Source organism: Pseudomonas sp. EA_65y_Pfl2_P78 (assembly GCF_963970495.1).
Taxonomy (GTDB): domain Bacteria; phylum Pseudomonadota; class Gammaproteobacteria; order Pseudomonadales; family Pseudomonadaceae; genus Aquipseudomonas; species Aquipseudomonas baetica_A.
Genome location: NZ_CAXAON010000005.1, coordinates 27,707 through 41,580 on the forward strand (window position 1 = coordinate 27,707; position 13,874 = coordinate 41,580).

General features: G+C 61.4%; 16 protein-coding genes and 1 pseudogene. 5 read left to right on the forward strand and 12 right to left on the reverse strand.

Translation table 11 applies throughout. The features are described 5' to 3' along the window. Window positions 1–42: 42 nt before the first annotated feature. The 4 genes and pseudogenes from AACY02_RS06810 to AACY02_RS25965 form a co-directional block, all read right to left on the reverse strand. The gene (locus tag AACY02_RS06810; protein ID WP_339431290.1) at window positions 43–1,029 is read right to left on the reverse strand and encodes a lysylphosphatidylglycerol synthase domain-containing protein; all 987 of its coding nucleotides are present in this window, start codon (window positions 1,027–1,029) and stop codon (window positions 43–45) included. After that, window positions 1,026–2,300 (reverse strand): cardiolipin synthase ClsB, encoded by a 1,275-nt coding sequence (clsB, locus tag AACY02_RS06815; protein WP_339431291.1) that lies wholly within the window; start codon window positions 2,298–2,300, stop codon window positions 1,026–1,028. The genes AACY02_RS06810 and clsB overlap by 4 nt, the downstream gene beginning before the upstream one ends. Next, window positions 2,297–3,094, reverse strand: coding sequence for an endonuclease/exonuclease/phosphatase family protein (locus AACY02_RS06820; protein WP_339431292.1), 798 nt, complete (start codon window positions 3,092–3,094; stop codon window positions 2,297–2,299). Before AACY02_RS06820 ends, clsB begins: the two co-directional genes overlap by 4 nt. Before the next feature lie 2 nt (window positions 3,095–3,096). Next, window positions 3,097–3,192: pseudogene (locus AACY02_RS25965) on the reverse strand (DUF72 domain-containing protein); the annotation flags it as partial. Between the two features lie 324 nt (window positions 3,193–3,516). Here AACY02_RS25965 and AACY02_RS06825 point away from each other — a divergent pair. Then, a complete protein-coding gene (locus AACY02_RS06825; RefSeq protein WP_339431293.1) occupies window positions 3,517–4,401 on the forward strand; it encodes a sugar nucleotide-binding protein in 885 nt (294 codons plus the stop codon). Continuing rightward, window positions 4,394–5,323 (forward strand): NAD-dependent epimerase/dehydratase family protein, encoded by a 930-nt coding sequence (locus AACY02_RS06830; protein ID WP_339431294.1) that lies wholly within the window; start codon window positions 4,394–4,396, stop codon window positions 5,321–5,323. Before AACY02_RS06825 ends, AACY02_RS06830 begins: the two co-directional genes overlap by 8 nt. A gap of 180 nt (window positions 5,324–5,503) precedes the next feature. Here AACY02_RS06830 and AACY02_RS06835 read toward each other — a convergent pair whose 3' ends face one another. The 5 genes from AACY02_RS06835 to AACY02_RS06855 form a co-directional block, all read right to left on the reverse strand. Then, entirely contained in the window at window positions 5,504–6,202 is a 699-nt protein-coding gene (locus tag AACY02_RS06835; protein ID WP_221730257.1) for an OmpW/AlkL family protein, read from the reverse strand. Between the two features lie 191 nt (window positions 6,203–6,393). Further along, window positions 6,394–6,912 carry a DUF3299 domain-containing protein gene (locus AACY02_RS06840; RefSeq protein ID WP_339431295.1) on the reverse strand — a complete coding sequence of 173 codons (519 nt, stop codon included), beginning with the start codon at window positions 6,910–6,912 and terminating at the stop codon, window positions 6,394–6,396. 11 nt (window positions 6,913–6,923) lie between these two features. After that, a complete protein-coding gene (locus AACY02_RS06845; RefSeq protein WP_339431296.1) occupies window positions 6,924–8,189 on the reverse strand; it encodes an ABC transporter permease in 1,266 nt (421 codons plus the stop codon). Between the two features lies 1 nt (window position 8,190). Further along, window positions 8,191–8,901, reverse strand: a complete 711-nt coding sequence (locus AACY02_RS06850; RefSeq protein WP_187678771.1) for an ABC transporter ATP-binding protein — start codon at window positions 8,899–8,901, stop codon at window positions 8,191–8,193. A gap of 53 nt (window positions 8,902–8,954) precedes the next feature. Beyond that, window positions 8,955–9,554: a DUF2796 domain-containing protein gene (locus AACY02_RS06855; protein WP_339431297.1), complete on the reverse strand. Its 600-nt coding sequence runs from the start codon at window positions 9,552–9,554 to the stop codon at window positions 8,955–8,957. A gap of 135 nt (window positions 9,555–9,689) precedes the next feature. On the opposite strand from AACY02_RS06855, the gene AACY02_RS06860 reads away from it, so the two are divergent. Further along, window positions 9,690–10,046: a hypothetical protein gene (locus AACY02_RS06860; protein WP_339431298.1), complete on the forward strand. Its 357-nt coding sequence runs from the start codon at window positions 9,690–9,692 to the stop codon at window positions 10,044–10,046. 4 nt (window positions 10,047–10,050) lie between these two features. Here AACY02_RS06860 and trxA read toward each other — a convergent pair whose 3' ends face one another. The 3 genes from trxA to AACY02_RS06875 all read right to left on the reverse strand — a co-directional run bounded on the left by trxA (window position 10,051) and on the right by AACY02_RS06875 (window position 12,126). Further along, on the reverse strand, window positions 10,051–10,923 hold the full coding sequence (trxA, locus tag AACY02_RS06865) for a thioredoxin (RefSeq protein WP_339431299.1): 873 nt from the start codon (window positions 10,921–10,923) through the stop codon (window positions 10,051–10,053). Between the two features lie 85 nt (window positions 10,924–11,008). Next, window positions 11,009–11,665 (reverse strand): class I SAM-dependent methyltransferase, encoded by a 657-nt coding sequence (locus AACY02_RS06870; RefSeq protein ID WP_339431300.1) that lies wholly within the window; start codon window positions 11,663–11,665, stop codon window positions 11,009–11,011. Further along, window positions 11,662–12,126, reverse strand: a complete 465-nt coding sequence (locus AACY02_RS06875; RefSeq protein ID WP_339431301.1) for a YbaY family lipoprotein — start codon at window positions 12,124–12,126, stop codon at window positions 11,662–11,664. Before AACY02_RS06875 ends, AACY02_RS06870 begins: the two co-directional genes overlap by 4 nt. 128 nt (window positions 12,127–12,254) lie before the next feature. Here AACY02_RS06875 and nrdR point away from each other — a divergent pair, with 128 nt between their 5' ends. Then, a complete protein-coding gene (gene nrdR / locus AACY02_RS06880; protein WP_176470114.1) occupies window positions 12,255–12,719 on the forward strand; it encodes a transcriptional regulator NrdR in 465 nt (154 codons plus the stop codon). Further along, window positions 12,716–13,849: a bifunctional diaminohydroxyphosphoribosylaminopyrimidine deaminase/5-amino-6-(5-phosphoribosylamino)uracil reductase RibD gene (gene ribD / locus AACY02_RS06885; RefSeq protein WP_339431302.1), complete on the forward strand. Its 1,134-nt coding sequence runs from the start codon at window positions 12,716–12,718 to the stop codon at window positions 13,847–13,849. The genes nrdR and ribD overlap by 4 nt, the downstream gene beginning before the upstream one ends. Window positions 13,850–13,874 lie beyond the last annotated feature (25 nt).

Below are 13,874 nucleotides of genomic sequence, written 5' to 3' on the forward strand. Positions count from 1 at the left end.
TTGGGGGCTGCTCGTGACGAAGCCGGCAGCCTCAAAACAACATCAGGAAGGCGTCTTTTCGATCTGCAGCGCTTTGGCCTTGGCCTCCACCACCAGATACATCACGAGCGTAATCAACAACGGCAACAGAAAATAAATCGCCCGATAGGCCAGTAACCCCGCCACCAGACTGCCCCGCGACGCTTCGTGTTGCAGCAGTGCAACGAACACTGCTTCCAGTACGCCCAACCCCGCCGGAATGTGAGTAATGACCCCGGCAATCGCACTGATCAACAGCACGCCGAGCACCAGCGGATAGTCGAGCTTGCTCGGTAGCAAGGTGAAGATCACCGCCGCCATCAACGACCAGTTCAGCGCGCCCAGCAGCAGTTGCAGCAAGGCCATGCGCAGCGACGGCAGGTTGATTTCCACGCCGCGAATCGACCACTCGCGGCGCTTGGAGAACTGGCACGCGGCCAGATACCCGGCACTGATCAACAGCAACACCACACCGATACCCTGCAGCGCTGTGGTGCTGACTTTCCAGCCCGGCGGCATGCTCACCAGTCCACTGCTGAACACCACGCCTGCGATGGTCATGTAGCCGAACCAGTTGGTCGCTAGGCTCAGCCCGAGGATTTTGGCAATGTTGCTGTTGCTCACGCCCAGACGCGAGTACAGCCGGTAACGCATGGCTATGCCGCCAACCCAGGCACTCAGATTCAGGTTGAACGCATAGCTGATGATCCCCACCGGCAGGATCTGTTTCCAGGTCAGGTCCTGGCGAATGTAGGTGCGGCCGATCAGGTCGAAACTGGCGTACGTCAGAAAGCTCAGCAGCGTCAGGCCGGCGGCAATGATCAGCGTGCGCAGCTTGAAATCGGCGAGAGTTTCCAACACGTCGGCCCACTCGATACGGCGGGCGAAAAGCGTCAGCAATACTATCAGCGCGAGGAAAAACAGCACGGTCAACGGACGTTTCCACTTGCTCCAGCGTGAGTGCGCGGCGGGCGCTGAATGGCCGCTCGATTGCGCTTGGGTATGACTCATGAGCGGTCACCTCGAAACGGCTTGAGCCTGGGTTTGTGTGCCGGTAGCCAACCGGCCATCGCCGGAAAATGCCGCAGAAAGTGGAACACCAGAAAGCCCACGGTCATGTGCCAGATTCGTCCGCGTGGAACCATGGCCGGATCTACCGTCTGGCAATGGTTGAGGCTCAGGTTTTCGAGGCGCTCGAACAGGTCACGGTTAAAGGCGCGATCGCGGATCACGACGTTGGCTTCCAGGTTCAGCGACAGACTGAGCGGGTCAAGATTGCTTGAGCCGACCGTGCTCCAGTCCTCATCCACCAGCGCGACTTTGCCGTGCAGCGGGCGCTGACAATACTCGTGGATTTTCACCCCGGCCTTGAGCAGATAGTCATAGGTCATGCGCGCCGCGATTTTGGCCACCAGCACATCCGGTTCACCTTGCAGAATCAGCCGAACATCGACGCCGCGCCGCGCTGCATTGCGAATTTCCTTCAGCAAGCGGTAGCCGGGAAAGAAGTAAGCGTTGGCGATCACCACTCGCCGCTGAGCACTGCGCACGGCCTGTAAATACACGTCTTCGATGTCGGTGTGGTGCTGGTTGTTGTCGCGAAACACCAGGCGCACCTGACCATCGTGATCGGTGAAGGCCATTTCTGTCCGGCGCTGCCGGCGGCGTTGCCACCAGAATCTGGCACGTCCGGGTCGCCCGCTTTGCAACAGTGCGAAATGGTGAATGTCCGCCACGGCCGGGCCCTGAATCTGCACCGAATAATCCTGCTTGGCCTCGGGGCCGAAGTCGGCCAGGTGATCGCCGGAAAAGTTGATCCCGCCAATAAATGCAACCGTGCCGTCGACCACCACAATCTTGCGATGCAGGCGCCGAAACCAGTTGGTGCGAATGCCCAGATGTTTGGGGGCCGGATCGAACATCTGCAGATAGACGCCGGCCTCACTCAGTGCGGTGAGATAGCCGGTGGTCAACTCGCCACAACCGAAGCCGTCGAGGCTGACGGTCGTGCGCACGCCACGGCGGGCGGCGTCGATCAGGATTTGCTGCAACTCCTTGCCGACCTTGTCCTCGAAAACGATGAAGGTCTCCAGCAGGATCTCACTCTTGGCTGCACGCATCGCGTCGAACACGCGCGGGAAATACGCCTCGCCGTTTTCCAGCAGTTCGATGCGGTTGTTGCTCTGCCAGCGGTATTCGACATCGACGTGCCCGGGTTCGCGTATCGGCGGGGTGATGTTCACCGATTCCGCGGCGGACTTCTCCAGTGGTGCGCTGTTCATAGTTCGATCTCCACCGATAACGGTGCATGGTCGGAAAGGTGGGACCAGGGCCGGTTCGCCAGCACTTTTGGCTGACGGGTCTTGAGGTTGCGCACGTAGATGCGGTCCAGTCGCAGGGTCGGCAGACGCGCGGGAAAGCTGCGCGCCGGTTTGCCGTGATGTTCGGCGAACACTTCCCGCAAGCCGCAAGGCTTGAGCAATGCGTCGGCACGCTGGCGCCAGTCATTGAAGTCACCGGCGACGATTACTGGAGCATCGTCTGGCAGTTCGGCAAGGCGCTGCATCAGCAAGCCAAGCTGAGCGTTGCGGTGGCTTTCGCGCAGGCCCAGATGCACGCAGATCGCATGTACCTCGGTGCCATCGCCGGGCAGGCGCAGCACGCAATGCAACAAGCCACGGCTTTCGTGGCCGCTGATCGAGACGTCGAGGTTGTCATGGCGGATGATCTGGAATTTCGACAACACAGCGTTGCCGTGATCGCCCTCCGGATACACCGCATTGCGCCCATAAGCGAACTGCGGCCAGAGGCTGTCGGCGAGGAATTCGTACTGCGGCATCGTCGGCCAGTTGTTATAGCGCTTGGGATGGAGTTCGTGGGTGCCGTGGACTTCCTGCAGGAACACCACGTCGGCGGCCACACTGCGCACCGCTTCGCGCAACTCCGGCAGGATGAATCGCCGATTGAGTGCGGTGAAACCCTTGTGCGTGTTAACCGTCAGCACAGTGAAGCTGCGTACCGATGGCACGACGACCGATCCTTCATCGGTGAAACCGACCGGTTCCGGAATGCTCATGGCAGCCCCCGCGAGGCGAATGCCAGCCCATGAGGGGCGAAATCCCCGCGCCACGGGGCGTAGCGCCAGTCGAAAATGCCGATATGAATCGTTGCCATGCCGCCCTCCCGTCGAAAGTCCCCGTACAGCCTCAGTGTGTTGATGACTGCGGGCGGTTCGGGAAAGTTTCGATGGCTTTACGGACGGTGCATTTTCGAGAAACCCCGTACACCCCGCTCCCGCAAAAGGAGTGTGCGCCGCAGCACCGGTGGCGGCCAGCGATGGGGCAGTTGCTCGTACACAAATTCCGGCCATCGACACTTTACGGGTGACGGTTGCGCACTAAACCCGCAAAATGCAACGATTCCGGCAATTATCGACGACGGGGCCACAAGCAACGTCGCCAAAGCCATCGTTCCAATCAGACTGGGCCTGCTGACTCTATGCGAATGCGCCTTATGTTACTGGGCGGCGGAAATGCCCTTGGGCAGGCGCTGATTCGCCTCGGTGCGGAAGAAGACATCGGTTTCCTCGCCCCCCGCCCGCCCGAAGACGGCTGGGATGCCGCGAGCCTGACGCAACTGCTCGACGACACCCGTCCCGATGCGTTGATCAACCTCGCCTACTATTTCGACTGGTTCCAGGCCGAGACCGTCAGCGAAAGCCGCATGGCCGGGCAGGAGCGCGCTATCGAGCGTCTGGCCGAACTGTGCCGGCACCACAACATCGTCCTCGTGCAGCCGTCCAGTTATCGCGTGTTCGACGGCTCACGTGCCACGGCCTACAGCGAAAAAGACGAACCAGTGCCGCTGGGTTTGCGTGGTCAGGCCTTGTGGCGCATCGAGCAAAGTGTGCGTGCAGCGTGTCCGCAGCATGTGTTGTTGCGTTTTGGCTGGCTGCTCGATGACAGCCCTGATGGCACCCTCGGGCGTTTTCTTGCCCGTGCCGAGCAACCGGAAGAGTTGCTCCTGGCCGATGATCGTCGCGGCAATCCGACGCCAGTCGATGACGCCGCACGGGTGATCATTTCGGTGCTCAAGCAACTCGATTGCGCCGCGCCGCTGTGGGGCACTTATCACTACGCCGGCCACGAGGCGACCACACCGCTGGCGCTGGGCCAGGCGATTCTGACCGAGGCCCGCAGCCTGCACGCGCTGGCCATCGAAGCACCGACCGCTCAGGCTCACGCCGCGCGGCCGGACGCCGCCGAGGAACCGCAACACGCGGTCCTGGCCTGCAAGAAAATTCTGCACACATTCGGGATCAAGCCGCGCGCCTGGCGTGCCGCGCTCCCGGGCTTACTGGATAGGTTTTACCGACATGGCTGAAGGGACTGTTTTAATCACCGGCGGCGCGGGTTTCATTGGCTCGCACCTGACCGACGCATTGCTTGCTCAAGGCCATTCGGTGCGAATTCTCGATGACTTGTCGACCGGCAAACGCAGCAATCTGCCGCTGGACAACCCCAGGGTCGAGTTGATTGTCGGTGATGTGGCTGACGCAGTGCTGGTCACCCAAGCGATGCAGGGTTGCAGCGCCGTAGCGCACCTGGCGGCCGTGGCCTCGGTGCAAGCGTCGGTGGATGACCCGGTGAAGACTCACCAGAGCAATTTCATCGGCACGCTGAACGTTTGCGAAGCGATGCGCCTGGCCGGGGTCAAACGTGTGTTGTACGCCTCCAGCGCGGCGGTGTACGGCAACAATGGCGAGGGCGAATCAATTGATGAAGACACGCCAAAAGCCCCGCTGACGCCCTACGCGTCGGACAAACTGGCTGGCGAGCATTATTTTGATTTCTACCGCCGTCAGCACGCTTTGGAACCGGTGGTTTTCCGCTTCTTCAACATCTTCGGCCCACGCCAGGATCCGTCCTCACCGTATTCCGGGGTCATCAGCATCTTCAGCGAACGTGCGCAGAAAGGCTTGCCGATCACCGTGTTCGGCGATGGCGAGCAGACGCGGGACTTTCTGTATGTCGAGGATCTGGTTGACCTGTTGGTGCAGGCGATCCAGAGGCCTGAAGTGGAAGTCGGTGCGGTGAATGTCGGCTGGAATCAGGCGATGAGCCTCAAGCAGATGCTTGCGGAACTGGAAACCGTCGTCGGTGAATTGCCAGCGGTCAGCTTCGGCCCGGCCCGCTCCGGTGATATCCGCCATTCGCGGGCGAATAACACCCGGTTGCTTGAGCGTTTCAAGTTGCCCCGGCAGACGCCGATGAGCGTTGGTCTGGCGCGGTTGCTCGGCAAGTAAGTTTGTTTCAGACATGAAAAAGGCGCCCTGTGACAGGCGCCTTTTTCACGGCCGGAATTTGTCGCTATCCCTGTGGCGAGGGGATTTTCCCCCGGTCAACCGCAAAGCAGTTGCCGTCAGTTTCAAGCCTGCTCACCACCAAGCCTCATTCACCACCACGTGAACGTTCGGTCAATCGACTTAGAACTTATAGCCCAAACCCACCATGTAGATGAACGGATCAACATCCACATTCACCCGTGCGCGAGTACCGGGCGCCACGGCGTTGTTCTCGACGGTGGCGCGGGTATCGATGTCGATGTAGCGCACTTGGGCGTTGAGCATGATTTTGTCGGTCAGCATGTAGTCCGCGCCGACCTGCCAGGCCAGGCCCCAGGAGTTTTTCGCCTTGAAGTTGCTGAAGCCGTTGGCGCTGGCTTCGCTGCCGACGTGCTCGTCGTAGATCCAGGTGTAGTTGATGCCGCCGCCCACGTACGGTTGGAACGGCGATTTCGAATCCAGCGGGTAGTAGACGACGCTGAGGGTCGGTGGCAGGTGTTTCAGTGTGCCGAGCTTGCCGTTGGCTGCTGCCAGGCCGGTGCCTTTGAGCTTCACGTCATGTTCGAACGGCGTGGCCGCGAGCAACTCAATGCCGACGTGGTTGGTGAGCATGTAAGCGAAGTTCAGGCCCAGTTGAGTGTCGCTGCTCATGGTCGCCTTGCCGCCCAGATTGGTGCCGCTCAACGGCCCCTGATCGACCTTGACGCTGGAGCTGTCGGCCTTCGGGTTGACGGTGATCGCACCGGCACGAATCAGGATGTCACCGGCATCGTGGGCGTGGGCGAGCGGGGCTGCGAGCGCGAGGGCAAACAGCGAAGCGCTGAGCAAGGACTTGTTCATGGGGGCTCCGAAAGGACGTTAAAAATGTTTGATGTCCTATGGTACGAAGCCAACTGATACGGTCTTTTGACTCAGCTCAATGAAACAGTGAAGGGGCTGATTTGTGTGGAACCTTGCATCAACACAAATCCCCTGTGGGAGCGGGCTTGCTCGCGAAGGCGTCCGCTCAAACAACACGAAACTAGCGGGACTCACTCCGGCAGCTCATACACATAAATCTTGTCCGCCTCCATCTGGTACCCCGCATCCGCCAGCTCGCTGCTCGAGGCTTTGACCTGCAACGGCCCCTCGACCCAATACGGCTGATACAGCTCATCGAGCTTCACGCCCAACTCACTTTTCACATGCACGATCTGGTTCGACGGCGGTGGCGGAACATGGATGCAGGCACCGAAGTAGGGGACCAGCAAAAAGTCCGTGGTGCGTCCTTCTTCATTCACTTCCAGCGGCACGATATACCCCGGCAGACGAATGTTCTGCCCGTCAAGTGACTGCACCACCGGGGCGTCGGGCAAATCCTGCTTGGCCGCTGGCGCCGACTCGGCGGACAACGCATCGCTCATCTTCGACAGGTCATGCAGCGGCGTCATGTTGGGCACTTCCGGCGCGGCGTCCGGCGGGATCATCTCCAACCAGGTCAGGTCTTTGGGCACCGCCGCCCACACGGGCAGGGCGACCAGTAACAGCAGCGCGAGCATGGCGCGGGGCATGGTGAACATCCTCATAAACGGATCGACAGGCCATCGGCCAAGGATTGGCGATACGCGCGCCAGGCCGGCACGCTGCCCATCAGCAGCGCGGCCGCCAGAATGCCACCGAGCAGTGTCCATTCATACTCGCTCGGCCACGCCAGCGGCAGATACAAACCGTAATTGGCCTGCACGTAACCCTGCGCGGCGGCGATGCCGATGTACAGCAACCCCAGCCCAGCAATCACCCCGGCAAACGCCAGCGCAAACGCCTCCAGCACCAGCAGGCTTGCGATGTGCCACGGCCTCGCACCGACCGAACGCAGAATCGCCATCTCGCGACGGCGCTCGTTGAGGCTGGTGAGAATCGCTGTGAGCATGCCGATCAACCCGGTCAGCACCACGAACAGCGAGACCACGAACAGTGCTTTTTCAGCGGTGCTCATCAGGCTCCACAACTCCTGCAACGCCACGCCGGGCAGGATCGCCAACATCGGTTCACCACGGAATTCGTTGATCTCGCGTTGCAGCGCAAAGGTGGAAATCTTGCTGTTGAGGCCGAGCATGAACGCGGTGATCGCTTGCGGCGTCAGGTCCATGTTGCGCGCCTGATCGGCCGTGATCCGCCCATTGCCCCGCGCCGGCACGCCGTTGTGCCAGTCGATGTGGATGGCCTCCATGCCGCCAAGGCTGATGTGCAACGTACGATCCACCGGGGTGCCGGTGCGTTTGAGAATGCCGACCACGGTGAACGGTTTGTCGTCGTGTTTGACCAGACTGATTGCCGCCACGCCGTGGGCCAGCACCAGTTTGTCGCCGAGTTTGTAGTGCAGGGCATCGGCCACTTCTGCACCGAGTACCACCTCGAACGGATCGGTGGCGAAGGCGCGCCCCTTCGCGAGTTCCAGGTGTTGCCGGCGACCGTACTGGTAATGCTCGAAATACGCTTGGGTGGTGCCCATTACCCGATAACCGCGATGGGAATCGCCGAGGGACATGGGGATCGCCCATTTCACTTTCGGGTTATTGGCAAAGTGTTCGAAGCTGTCCCAACGGATGTTGTTGGTGGCGTTGCCGATGCGGAACACCGAGTACAACAACAGATTCACCGAACCGGAGCGGGCGCCGACGATCAGGTCGGTGCCGCTGATGGTGCTGGCGAAACTGGCTTTGGCCTCGGTGCGCACGCGCTCGACGGCAAGCAGCAAGCAGACCGACAGGGCGATGGCGAACGCGGTCAGCAAAGCGGTAAAGCGGCGGTTGGCCAGGCTGGCCATGGCCAGACGAAACAGATACATCTCAGACCTCGGCAGACGTGGCGGCGCGATTGAGTTCGGCCAGGGACAGGTGACGGTCGAACAGCGGGGCCAGACTCTGGTCGTGACTGACAAACAGCAGACTCGAACCGGCCTCGCGGCATTCGGCGAACAGCAAGCGGATAAAGTTTTCCCGAGCGTCGTAATCCAGCGCCGAAGTCGGTTCGTCAGCGATCACCAATTCTGGCTGGCCGATCAAGGCGCGGGCGGCGGCGACTCGTTGTTGCTGGCCGATCGACAGCGAATCGGCACGACGGCTGAGGATGCTCTCGTCCTTCAGGCCCAGGTGGGCGAGCAGGGTGGCGGCGGCTTGATCGACGCTGCCATGGCGCTGTTTGGCCCGTTCGGCGCGCAGTCTGGAAAAGTGGCAGGGTAGCTCGACGTTCTCGCGCACCGAGAGAAATGGCAGCAAGTTGAACTGCTGGAAGATGTAGCCGGTGTGATCGACGCGGAACGTATCGCGGGCACCGGCGGAGAGTGCGGTCAGCTCCTGGCCGAGCAGGCGAATGCTGCCGCGATCGGGTTTCTGTACCCCGCCGAGCAAGCCAAGCAGGGTGGTCTTGCCGCTGCCGCTGGGGCCTTTGAGGAACAGGGTTTCGCCCGGTTCCAGACGAAACGCCGGGATGTCCAGCAGCGGCGGGTGGCCGGGCCAACTGAAGCCCAGGTCGGACAGTTCGATGAGTGCTTGGGTCATGGCGCCAGTTTCATGGAGTGAACACATACCCCCTTGTGGGAGTTTCGCAGTAATCAGAACTTAAGCGCGGCAGCCTTGGCCGTTACTTCAGTGCCCTGCTGGCCGCTGGCGCTGATCAGTTGTACCTGAATTTTCTGGGTCGCCGGGAAGGTGTTGAAGATGTTCGCCAGATCCAGCGTCTTCAACGCGCCCGGGGCTGTGCAGTTGAACTGATAGTGAGCATGGATTTCGCTGTGGTCGTGGTGATGTTCGTGGCCGCCCTTGTCGGCTTCATCGTCGTCATGATCGTCGGCCTGCGGCTTGTCGCCGAACAGCGGGCTTTCCAGTTCCTGGCTGACCACTTTGCAACCGGCAGCGGCAGGCAGGCTGAACAGCACCAGCGGTTTTTCGAGTTGCGCGCGGGCGGCGGCGACCTTGGTCTTGTCGGCCTCTGTGGAGGCGACGTGTTCGAAGCCGACCAGATTCATCGCCGGGCTTTCCAGTTCCAGCTCCAGTGTTTGCCCGTCGAGCGCAGCATTCAGGCGACCGACACCATGTTCATGCGCACCGAGGCTGCCGTGCTCATGGTCGTGATCGTGGTCATGTTCATCAGCCGCATGGGCGATGGCCAACGGCAACAGGGCAAACGGCAAAGCGAGCAGCAGACGACGCATGACGGTCTCCGGGAAGTAAAGTGAAGAGTTTGTTATGTAATCTTATAACGAAAGTGCGCAGAGTTTGCCCGTGCGCTTGGCGTTACACAAGTCCCGTGGGAGCATGCGTGTCAGAAAAGTGCGGGAGCGAACTCAATGTTGCGGATACGCGGAACCGTCGGCGCGGTGCCGGTGGATTTGACGGTGGAACTCGATGACAGCGACTGGGCGCGGCTCGGTTCGGCCATGAGCGGGCAGTTACCGACTGAGCAACCGCAGAGCGCAGCGGCGCCAGCGGTCAAACCGATGAATCAAGACGATGCCTTGTGGCAGGTCGCGCAGGATGTGTTGCGCAAGGCCGGGCAACTCAGTGGTCCGGATCTGCTCGATCAGTTGCAAGGACTGACCGGCAGTGCCACGGCGGGCAAGCGCCTGCTGGTGCGCTTGCGGCACAGTTCACAGGTAAAAGTGGCGAGCGGCGGGGATACGCCGCTCTACAGCTGGGTCGAGTGAGCGCTTAGTACAGCGCCGCAAACATTTTGCGTCGGTAGGCGGTCACCAGCGGGTGATCGTTACCCAACAACTCGAACACCTGCAGCAAGGTCTTGTGCGGCAAGCCTTCGCCATAGTTGCGGTTGCGGATGAACAGCTTGAGCATCGCCTCCAGCGCCGCTTCGTATTGCTGGCGAGCGAGTTGCTGGATCGCCAGTTGATACACCGCCTCATCGTCCTGCGGATCTTTCGCCAGCCGTGCTTTCAGGTCGGCGGCATCGGGCAGGTCGCGGGCAAGTCCGAAGAACTTGATCTGTGCCTTGGCCCCGGCCAGCGCGGCTTTGTGCTCATCGCCCTTGACCGCGTCGAGCACCGTTTGCGCTTCGCTCAGTTCACCGCGTTCGGTCAGGCAGCGGGCGTACAGGATCAAGGCCTTGGCGTTGGTATTGTCGTCATTGAGCATGACCACCAGCGCCGCTTCGGCATCGGCAAAGCGGCCGTCATCGAACAGTGCCTGAGCCTGTTCGAACGGATCGGCTGCGGCAGGTGGCGGCATCTGCACATGGGGTTCGAGCAAGGCGCGTACGGCGGATTCCGGTTGGGCACCGGCAAAACCGTCGACCGGTTGACCGTCCTTGAACAGCACCACGGTCGGCAGGCTGCGAATACCGAAGCGGTCGACGATGTCCTGCTCGATATCGCAATTGACCTTGGCCAACAGCAGCGCGCCCTGATAACTCTCGGCAATGCCTTGCAGCATCGGCATCAGCGCCTTGCACGGTGCACACCATTCGGCCCAGAAATCCACCAGCACGGGTTTATTGAAGGAAGCCTCGATCACCGACTGATCGAAATCGGCAGTCGTGGCGTCGAAGATGTACGGCGTTGGCTGACTCATGGGAGATCTCGTAAAAGCGTGGATGGGGCAACTATAAGGCTTGGTGGGGTGTGGCCGGAAGCGGGGCGGCGTTCCGACGAAGCCTTTAGTCACGCCGCGCGTGGTACAGGCTGACATGTCTGAATTCTTCAGGCTCTGCCAGATCCGGCAAGGTCATGGCCTCAAGCATTTCAATGCGCTCGTACAACGGATGGCGAAAGTCCCGAACCCGCGAATCCGCCACCAGCGCTTCGCGGCCCCGGCTGAGAAACGCATCGAGCAACGGCAGATTCGCCCGGTCGTACAACACATCCGCCACCAGAATCAGATCAAAGCGATCCGCCTCGGCAAAGAAATCCGTCGAATAACCCATCTGCACGTCATTGAGATCGGCATTCGCCCTGCACGCGGCAATCGCCAGCGGATCGAGATCGCAGGCCACCACTTCCAGCGCCCCGGCCTTCACCGCCGCAATCGCGGCAATACCGGAACCGGCGCCGAAATCCAGCACGCGTTTGCCGCGTACCCATTCGGGGAACTCGGCCAGATAACGCGCCACCGCCAGGCCGCTGGCCCAGCAAAAACTCCAGTACGGCGGCTCGTGCAGAATCCGTTGGGTTTCTTCCTGGCTGAATTCGCGCGCCATGTTGTCGCCGTCGATCAGCCACAACTGCAAATCGGTGTCCGGCAACGCACAGGCTTTCAGTCTGGCGTCGCCGAGCAGTTCACCCAGCGCCTGTTGCAGGTCGAACGGTGCATTCATGGTGCTTTGACAAATTGCAGTTGGCCCAGTGCCTGAGTGGTCGGCTGGGTAATGGTTTGTGACGGCAGATGCAAAATCAACTGACCGGACTGGCTGGCGCGGCCACGCAATTCAACCCGCGCCCCGGCCGGGAAAGCCTCGGGGTTGAAGCGCACATGGAACGGCAGAATCTGGTTGTTGCCGATCAGGCTGGAACTGGCGAGCAATTGCTGCGGGCGATCCTTCTCATCGATCACCAGCAGCGCCAGTTCGACTTCGGCACCGGCCGGTACGCCTTGCAGGGTGCCGCTCAGTTCCCGTTGATAAGCCGGCAACGGGCCTAGGTCGGCCGCTTCTTTGGCTTTTTTCTGCGCCTGTTGTGGCGCGGGGCCCGGCGTTGGGGGCTGAGGCTTGGGGGCGTCGCTGCCGCAGGCCACCAGCAGGCTGAAAAGACTGAGCAAAACGAGCGGACGTAACGGCATTGGCAGCTCCGGAAAAATGAAATCCATGGATCAAACGATCATGCCCGTCTGTATACCGCAAACCCTATGGCTTGTCTTGCCACGGGGATGCGCTACCATGGCCCTCCCTTTTTTTGTTGCCAGCCACCATGCACTGTCCCTTCTGCGGTGCCAACGACACCAAGGTCATCGACTCGCGTCTGGTCGCCGAGGGCGAACAGGTGCGCCGCCGGCGTGAATGCCTGGCCTGCGGCGAACGTTTCACGACGTTCGAGACGGCCGAACTGGTGTTGCCGCGCCTGATCAAAACCGATGGCAGCCGCCAACCGTTCGACGAAGAAAAACTCCGCGCCGGCATGCAGCGCGCCCTGGAGAAACGTCCGGTGAGCGTCGAGCGCCTCGAATCCTCTCTGGTCCACATCAAGCACAAACTGCGCGCCACCGGCGAGCGCGAGGTCAAATCCCTCGTGGTCGGCGAACTGGTGATGGCCGAATTGCAAAAGCTTGATGAAGTCGCCTACATCCGTTTCGCTTCGGTCTACAAACGCTTCCAGGACCTCAACGAGTTCCGCGAAGAGATCGACCGCCTCGCCCGCGAACCGGTGAAACAATGACCACCGTCGCCGAGCAGGCCATCCTCGACGCCCACTTCATGGCCCGTGCGCTGGAACTGGCGCGCAAAGGTCACTACACCACGCACCCCAACCCCCGGGTTGGCTGTGTGATCGTGCGGGACGGGCAGATTGTCGGCGAAGGCTGGCACGAACGCGCAGGCGAACCTCACGCTGAAGTCCACGCCTTGCGCGCTGCCGGTGAACTGGCCCGGGGCGCTACCGCCTACGTCACGCTGGAGCCGTGCAGTCACCACGGCCGTACACCGCCGTGCGCCGATGCGCTGGTGAATGCCGGCGTTGGCCGGGTGGTCGCGGCGATGCGTGATCCGAACCCGCAAGTGGCCGGTCGTGGTTTGCAGCGTCTGGCCGATGCCGGGATCGTCACCGCAAGCGGCGTACTGGAAGGCCAGGCACGCCAGCTCAATCAAGGTTTTCTGAAGCGCATGGAACTCGGCTTGCCGTTCGTGCGGGTCAAACTGGCCATGAGTCTGGACGGTCGCACGGCGATGGAAAGCGGCGAGAGCCAGTGGATCACCGGCCCGGCGGCACGTTCGGCGGTGCAGCGGTTGCGCGCCCAGGCCAGCGTGGTGCTGACCGGTGCCGACACGGTGCTGGCCGACGGCGCGCGGTTGACCGTGCGTGCTGACGAGCTGGGACTGGATGCCGAGCAAACGGCGCAGGCCATGAGCCGTCCACCGCTGCGGGTGCTGATCGACGGGCGCCTGCGCGTGCCGCTGGATGCACCGTTTTTCAAGGCGGGCCCTGCCTTGGTCGCCACGTGCATGGCGGTCGAAGAGCAATACGCCAACGGCCCGGAATGCCTGATCGTGCCGGGTGATGACGGTCAGGTCGATCTGCATCAACTGCTGGTCGAACTGGCCAACCGTGGCGTCAACGACGTATTGGTCGAGGCCGGCCCGCGTCTGGCCGGTGCTTTTGCCCAGCTCGGTCTGGTCGATGAGTTCGTGATTTTCATCGCCGGCAAGTTCCTTGGTTCTACGGCGCGTCCGCTACTGGACTGGCCGCTGGCCTCTATGAAGGACGCCCCCGAGCTGAAAATCACTGAAATCCGCGCCGTTGGCGATGACTGGCGAGTCACTGCGATCCCTGTGCTTTCGGCGAGCGTATAATTCCCGGCCATCGCGTTTGCGCTGG

What these genes read in the sequence shown, in the direction of transcription:
- AACY02_RS06810 (WP_339431290.1), bottom strand. Translation starts at nt 1,029, where the DNA reads ATGAGTCATACCCAAGCGCAATCGAGCGGCCATTCAGCGCCCGCCGCG.
- clsB (WP_339431291.1), bottom strand. Translation starts at nt 2,300, where the DNA reads ATGAACAGCGCACCACTGGAGAAGTCCGCCGCGGAATCGGTGAACATC.
- AACY02_RS06820 (WP_339431292.1), bottom strand. Translation starts at nt 3,094, where the DNA reads ATGAGCATTCCGGAACCGGTCGGTTTCACCGATGAAGGATCGGTCGTC.
- AACY02_RS06825 (WP_339431293.1), top strand. Translation starts at nt 3,517, where the DNA reads ATGCGAATGCGCCTTATGTTACTGGGCGGCGGAAATGCCCTTGGGCAG.
- AACY02_RS06830 (WP_339431294.1), top strand. Translation starts at nt 4,394, where the DNA reads ATGGCTGAAGGGACTGTTTTAATCACCGGCGGCGCGGGTTTCATTGGC.
- AACY02_RS06835 (WP_221730257.1), bottom strand. Translation starts at nt 6,202, where the DNA reads ATGAACAAGTCCTTGCTCAGCGCTTCGCTGTTTGCCCTCGCGCTCGCA.
- AACY02_RS06840 (WP_339431295.1), bottom strand. Translation starts at nt 6,912, where the DNA reads ATGCCCCGCGCCATGCTCGCGCTGCTGTTACTGGTCGCCCTGCCCGTG.
- AACY02_RS06845 (WP_339431296.1), bottom strand. Translation starts at nt 8,189, where the DNA reads ATGTATCTGTTTCGTCTGGCCATGGCCAGCCTGGCCAACCGCCGCTTT.
- AACY02_RS06850 (WP_187678771.1), bottom strand. Translation starts at nt 8,901, where the DNA reads ATGACCCAAGCACTCATCGAACTGTCCGACCTGGGCTTCAGTTGGCCC.
- AACY02_RS06855 (WP_339431297.1), bottom strand. Translation starts at nt 9,554, where the DNA reads ATGCGTCGTCTGCTGCTCGCTTTGCCGTTTGCCCTGTTGCCGTTGGCC.
- AACY02_RS06860 (WP_339431298.1), top strand. Translation starts at nt 9,690, where the DNA reads ATGTTGCGGATACGCGGAACCGTCGGCGCGGTGCCGGTGGATTTGACG.
- trxA (WP_339431299.1), bottom strand. Translation starts at nt 10,923, where the DNA reads ATGAGTCAGCCAACGCCGTACATCTTCGACGCCACGACTGCCGATTTC.
- AACY02_RS06870 (WP_339431300.1), bottom strand. Translation starts at nt 11,665, where the DNA reads ATGAATGCACCGTTCGACCTGCAACAGGCGCTGGGTGAACTGCTCGGC.
- AACY02_RS06875 (WP_339431301.1), bottom strand. Translation starts at nt 12,126, where the DNA reads ATGCCGTTACGTCCGCTCGTTTTGCTCAGTCTTTTCAGCCTGCTGGTG.
- nrdR (WP_176470114.1), top strand. Translation starts at nt 12,255, where the DNA reads ATGCACTGTCCCTTCTGCGGTGCCAACGACACCAAGGTCATCGACTCG.
- ribD (WP_339431302.1), top strand. Translation starts at nt 12,716, where the DNA reads ATGACCACCGTCGCCGAGCAGGCCATCCTCGACGCCCACTTCATGGCC.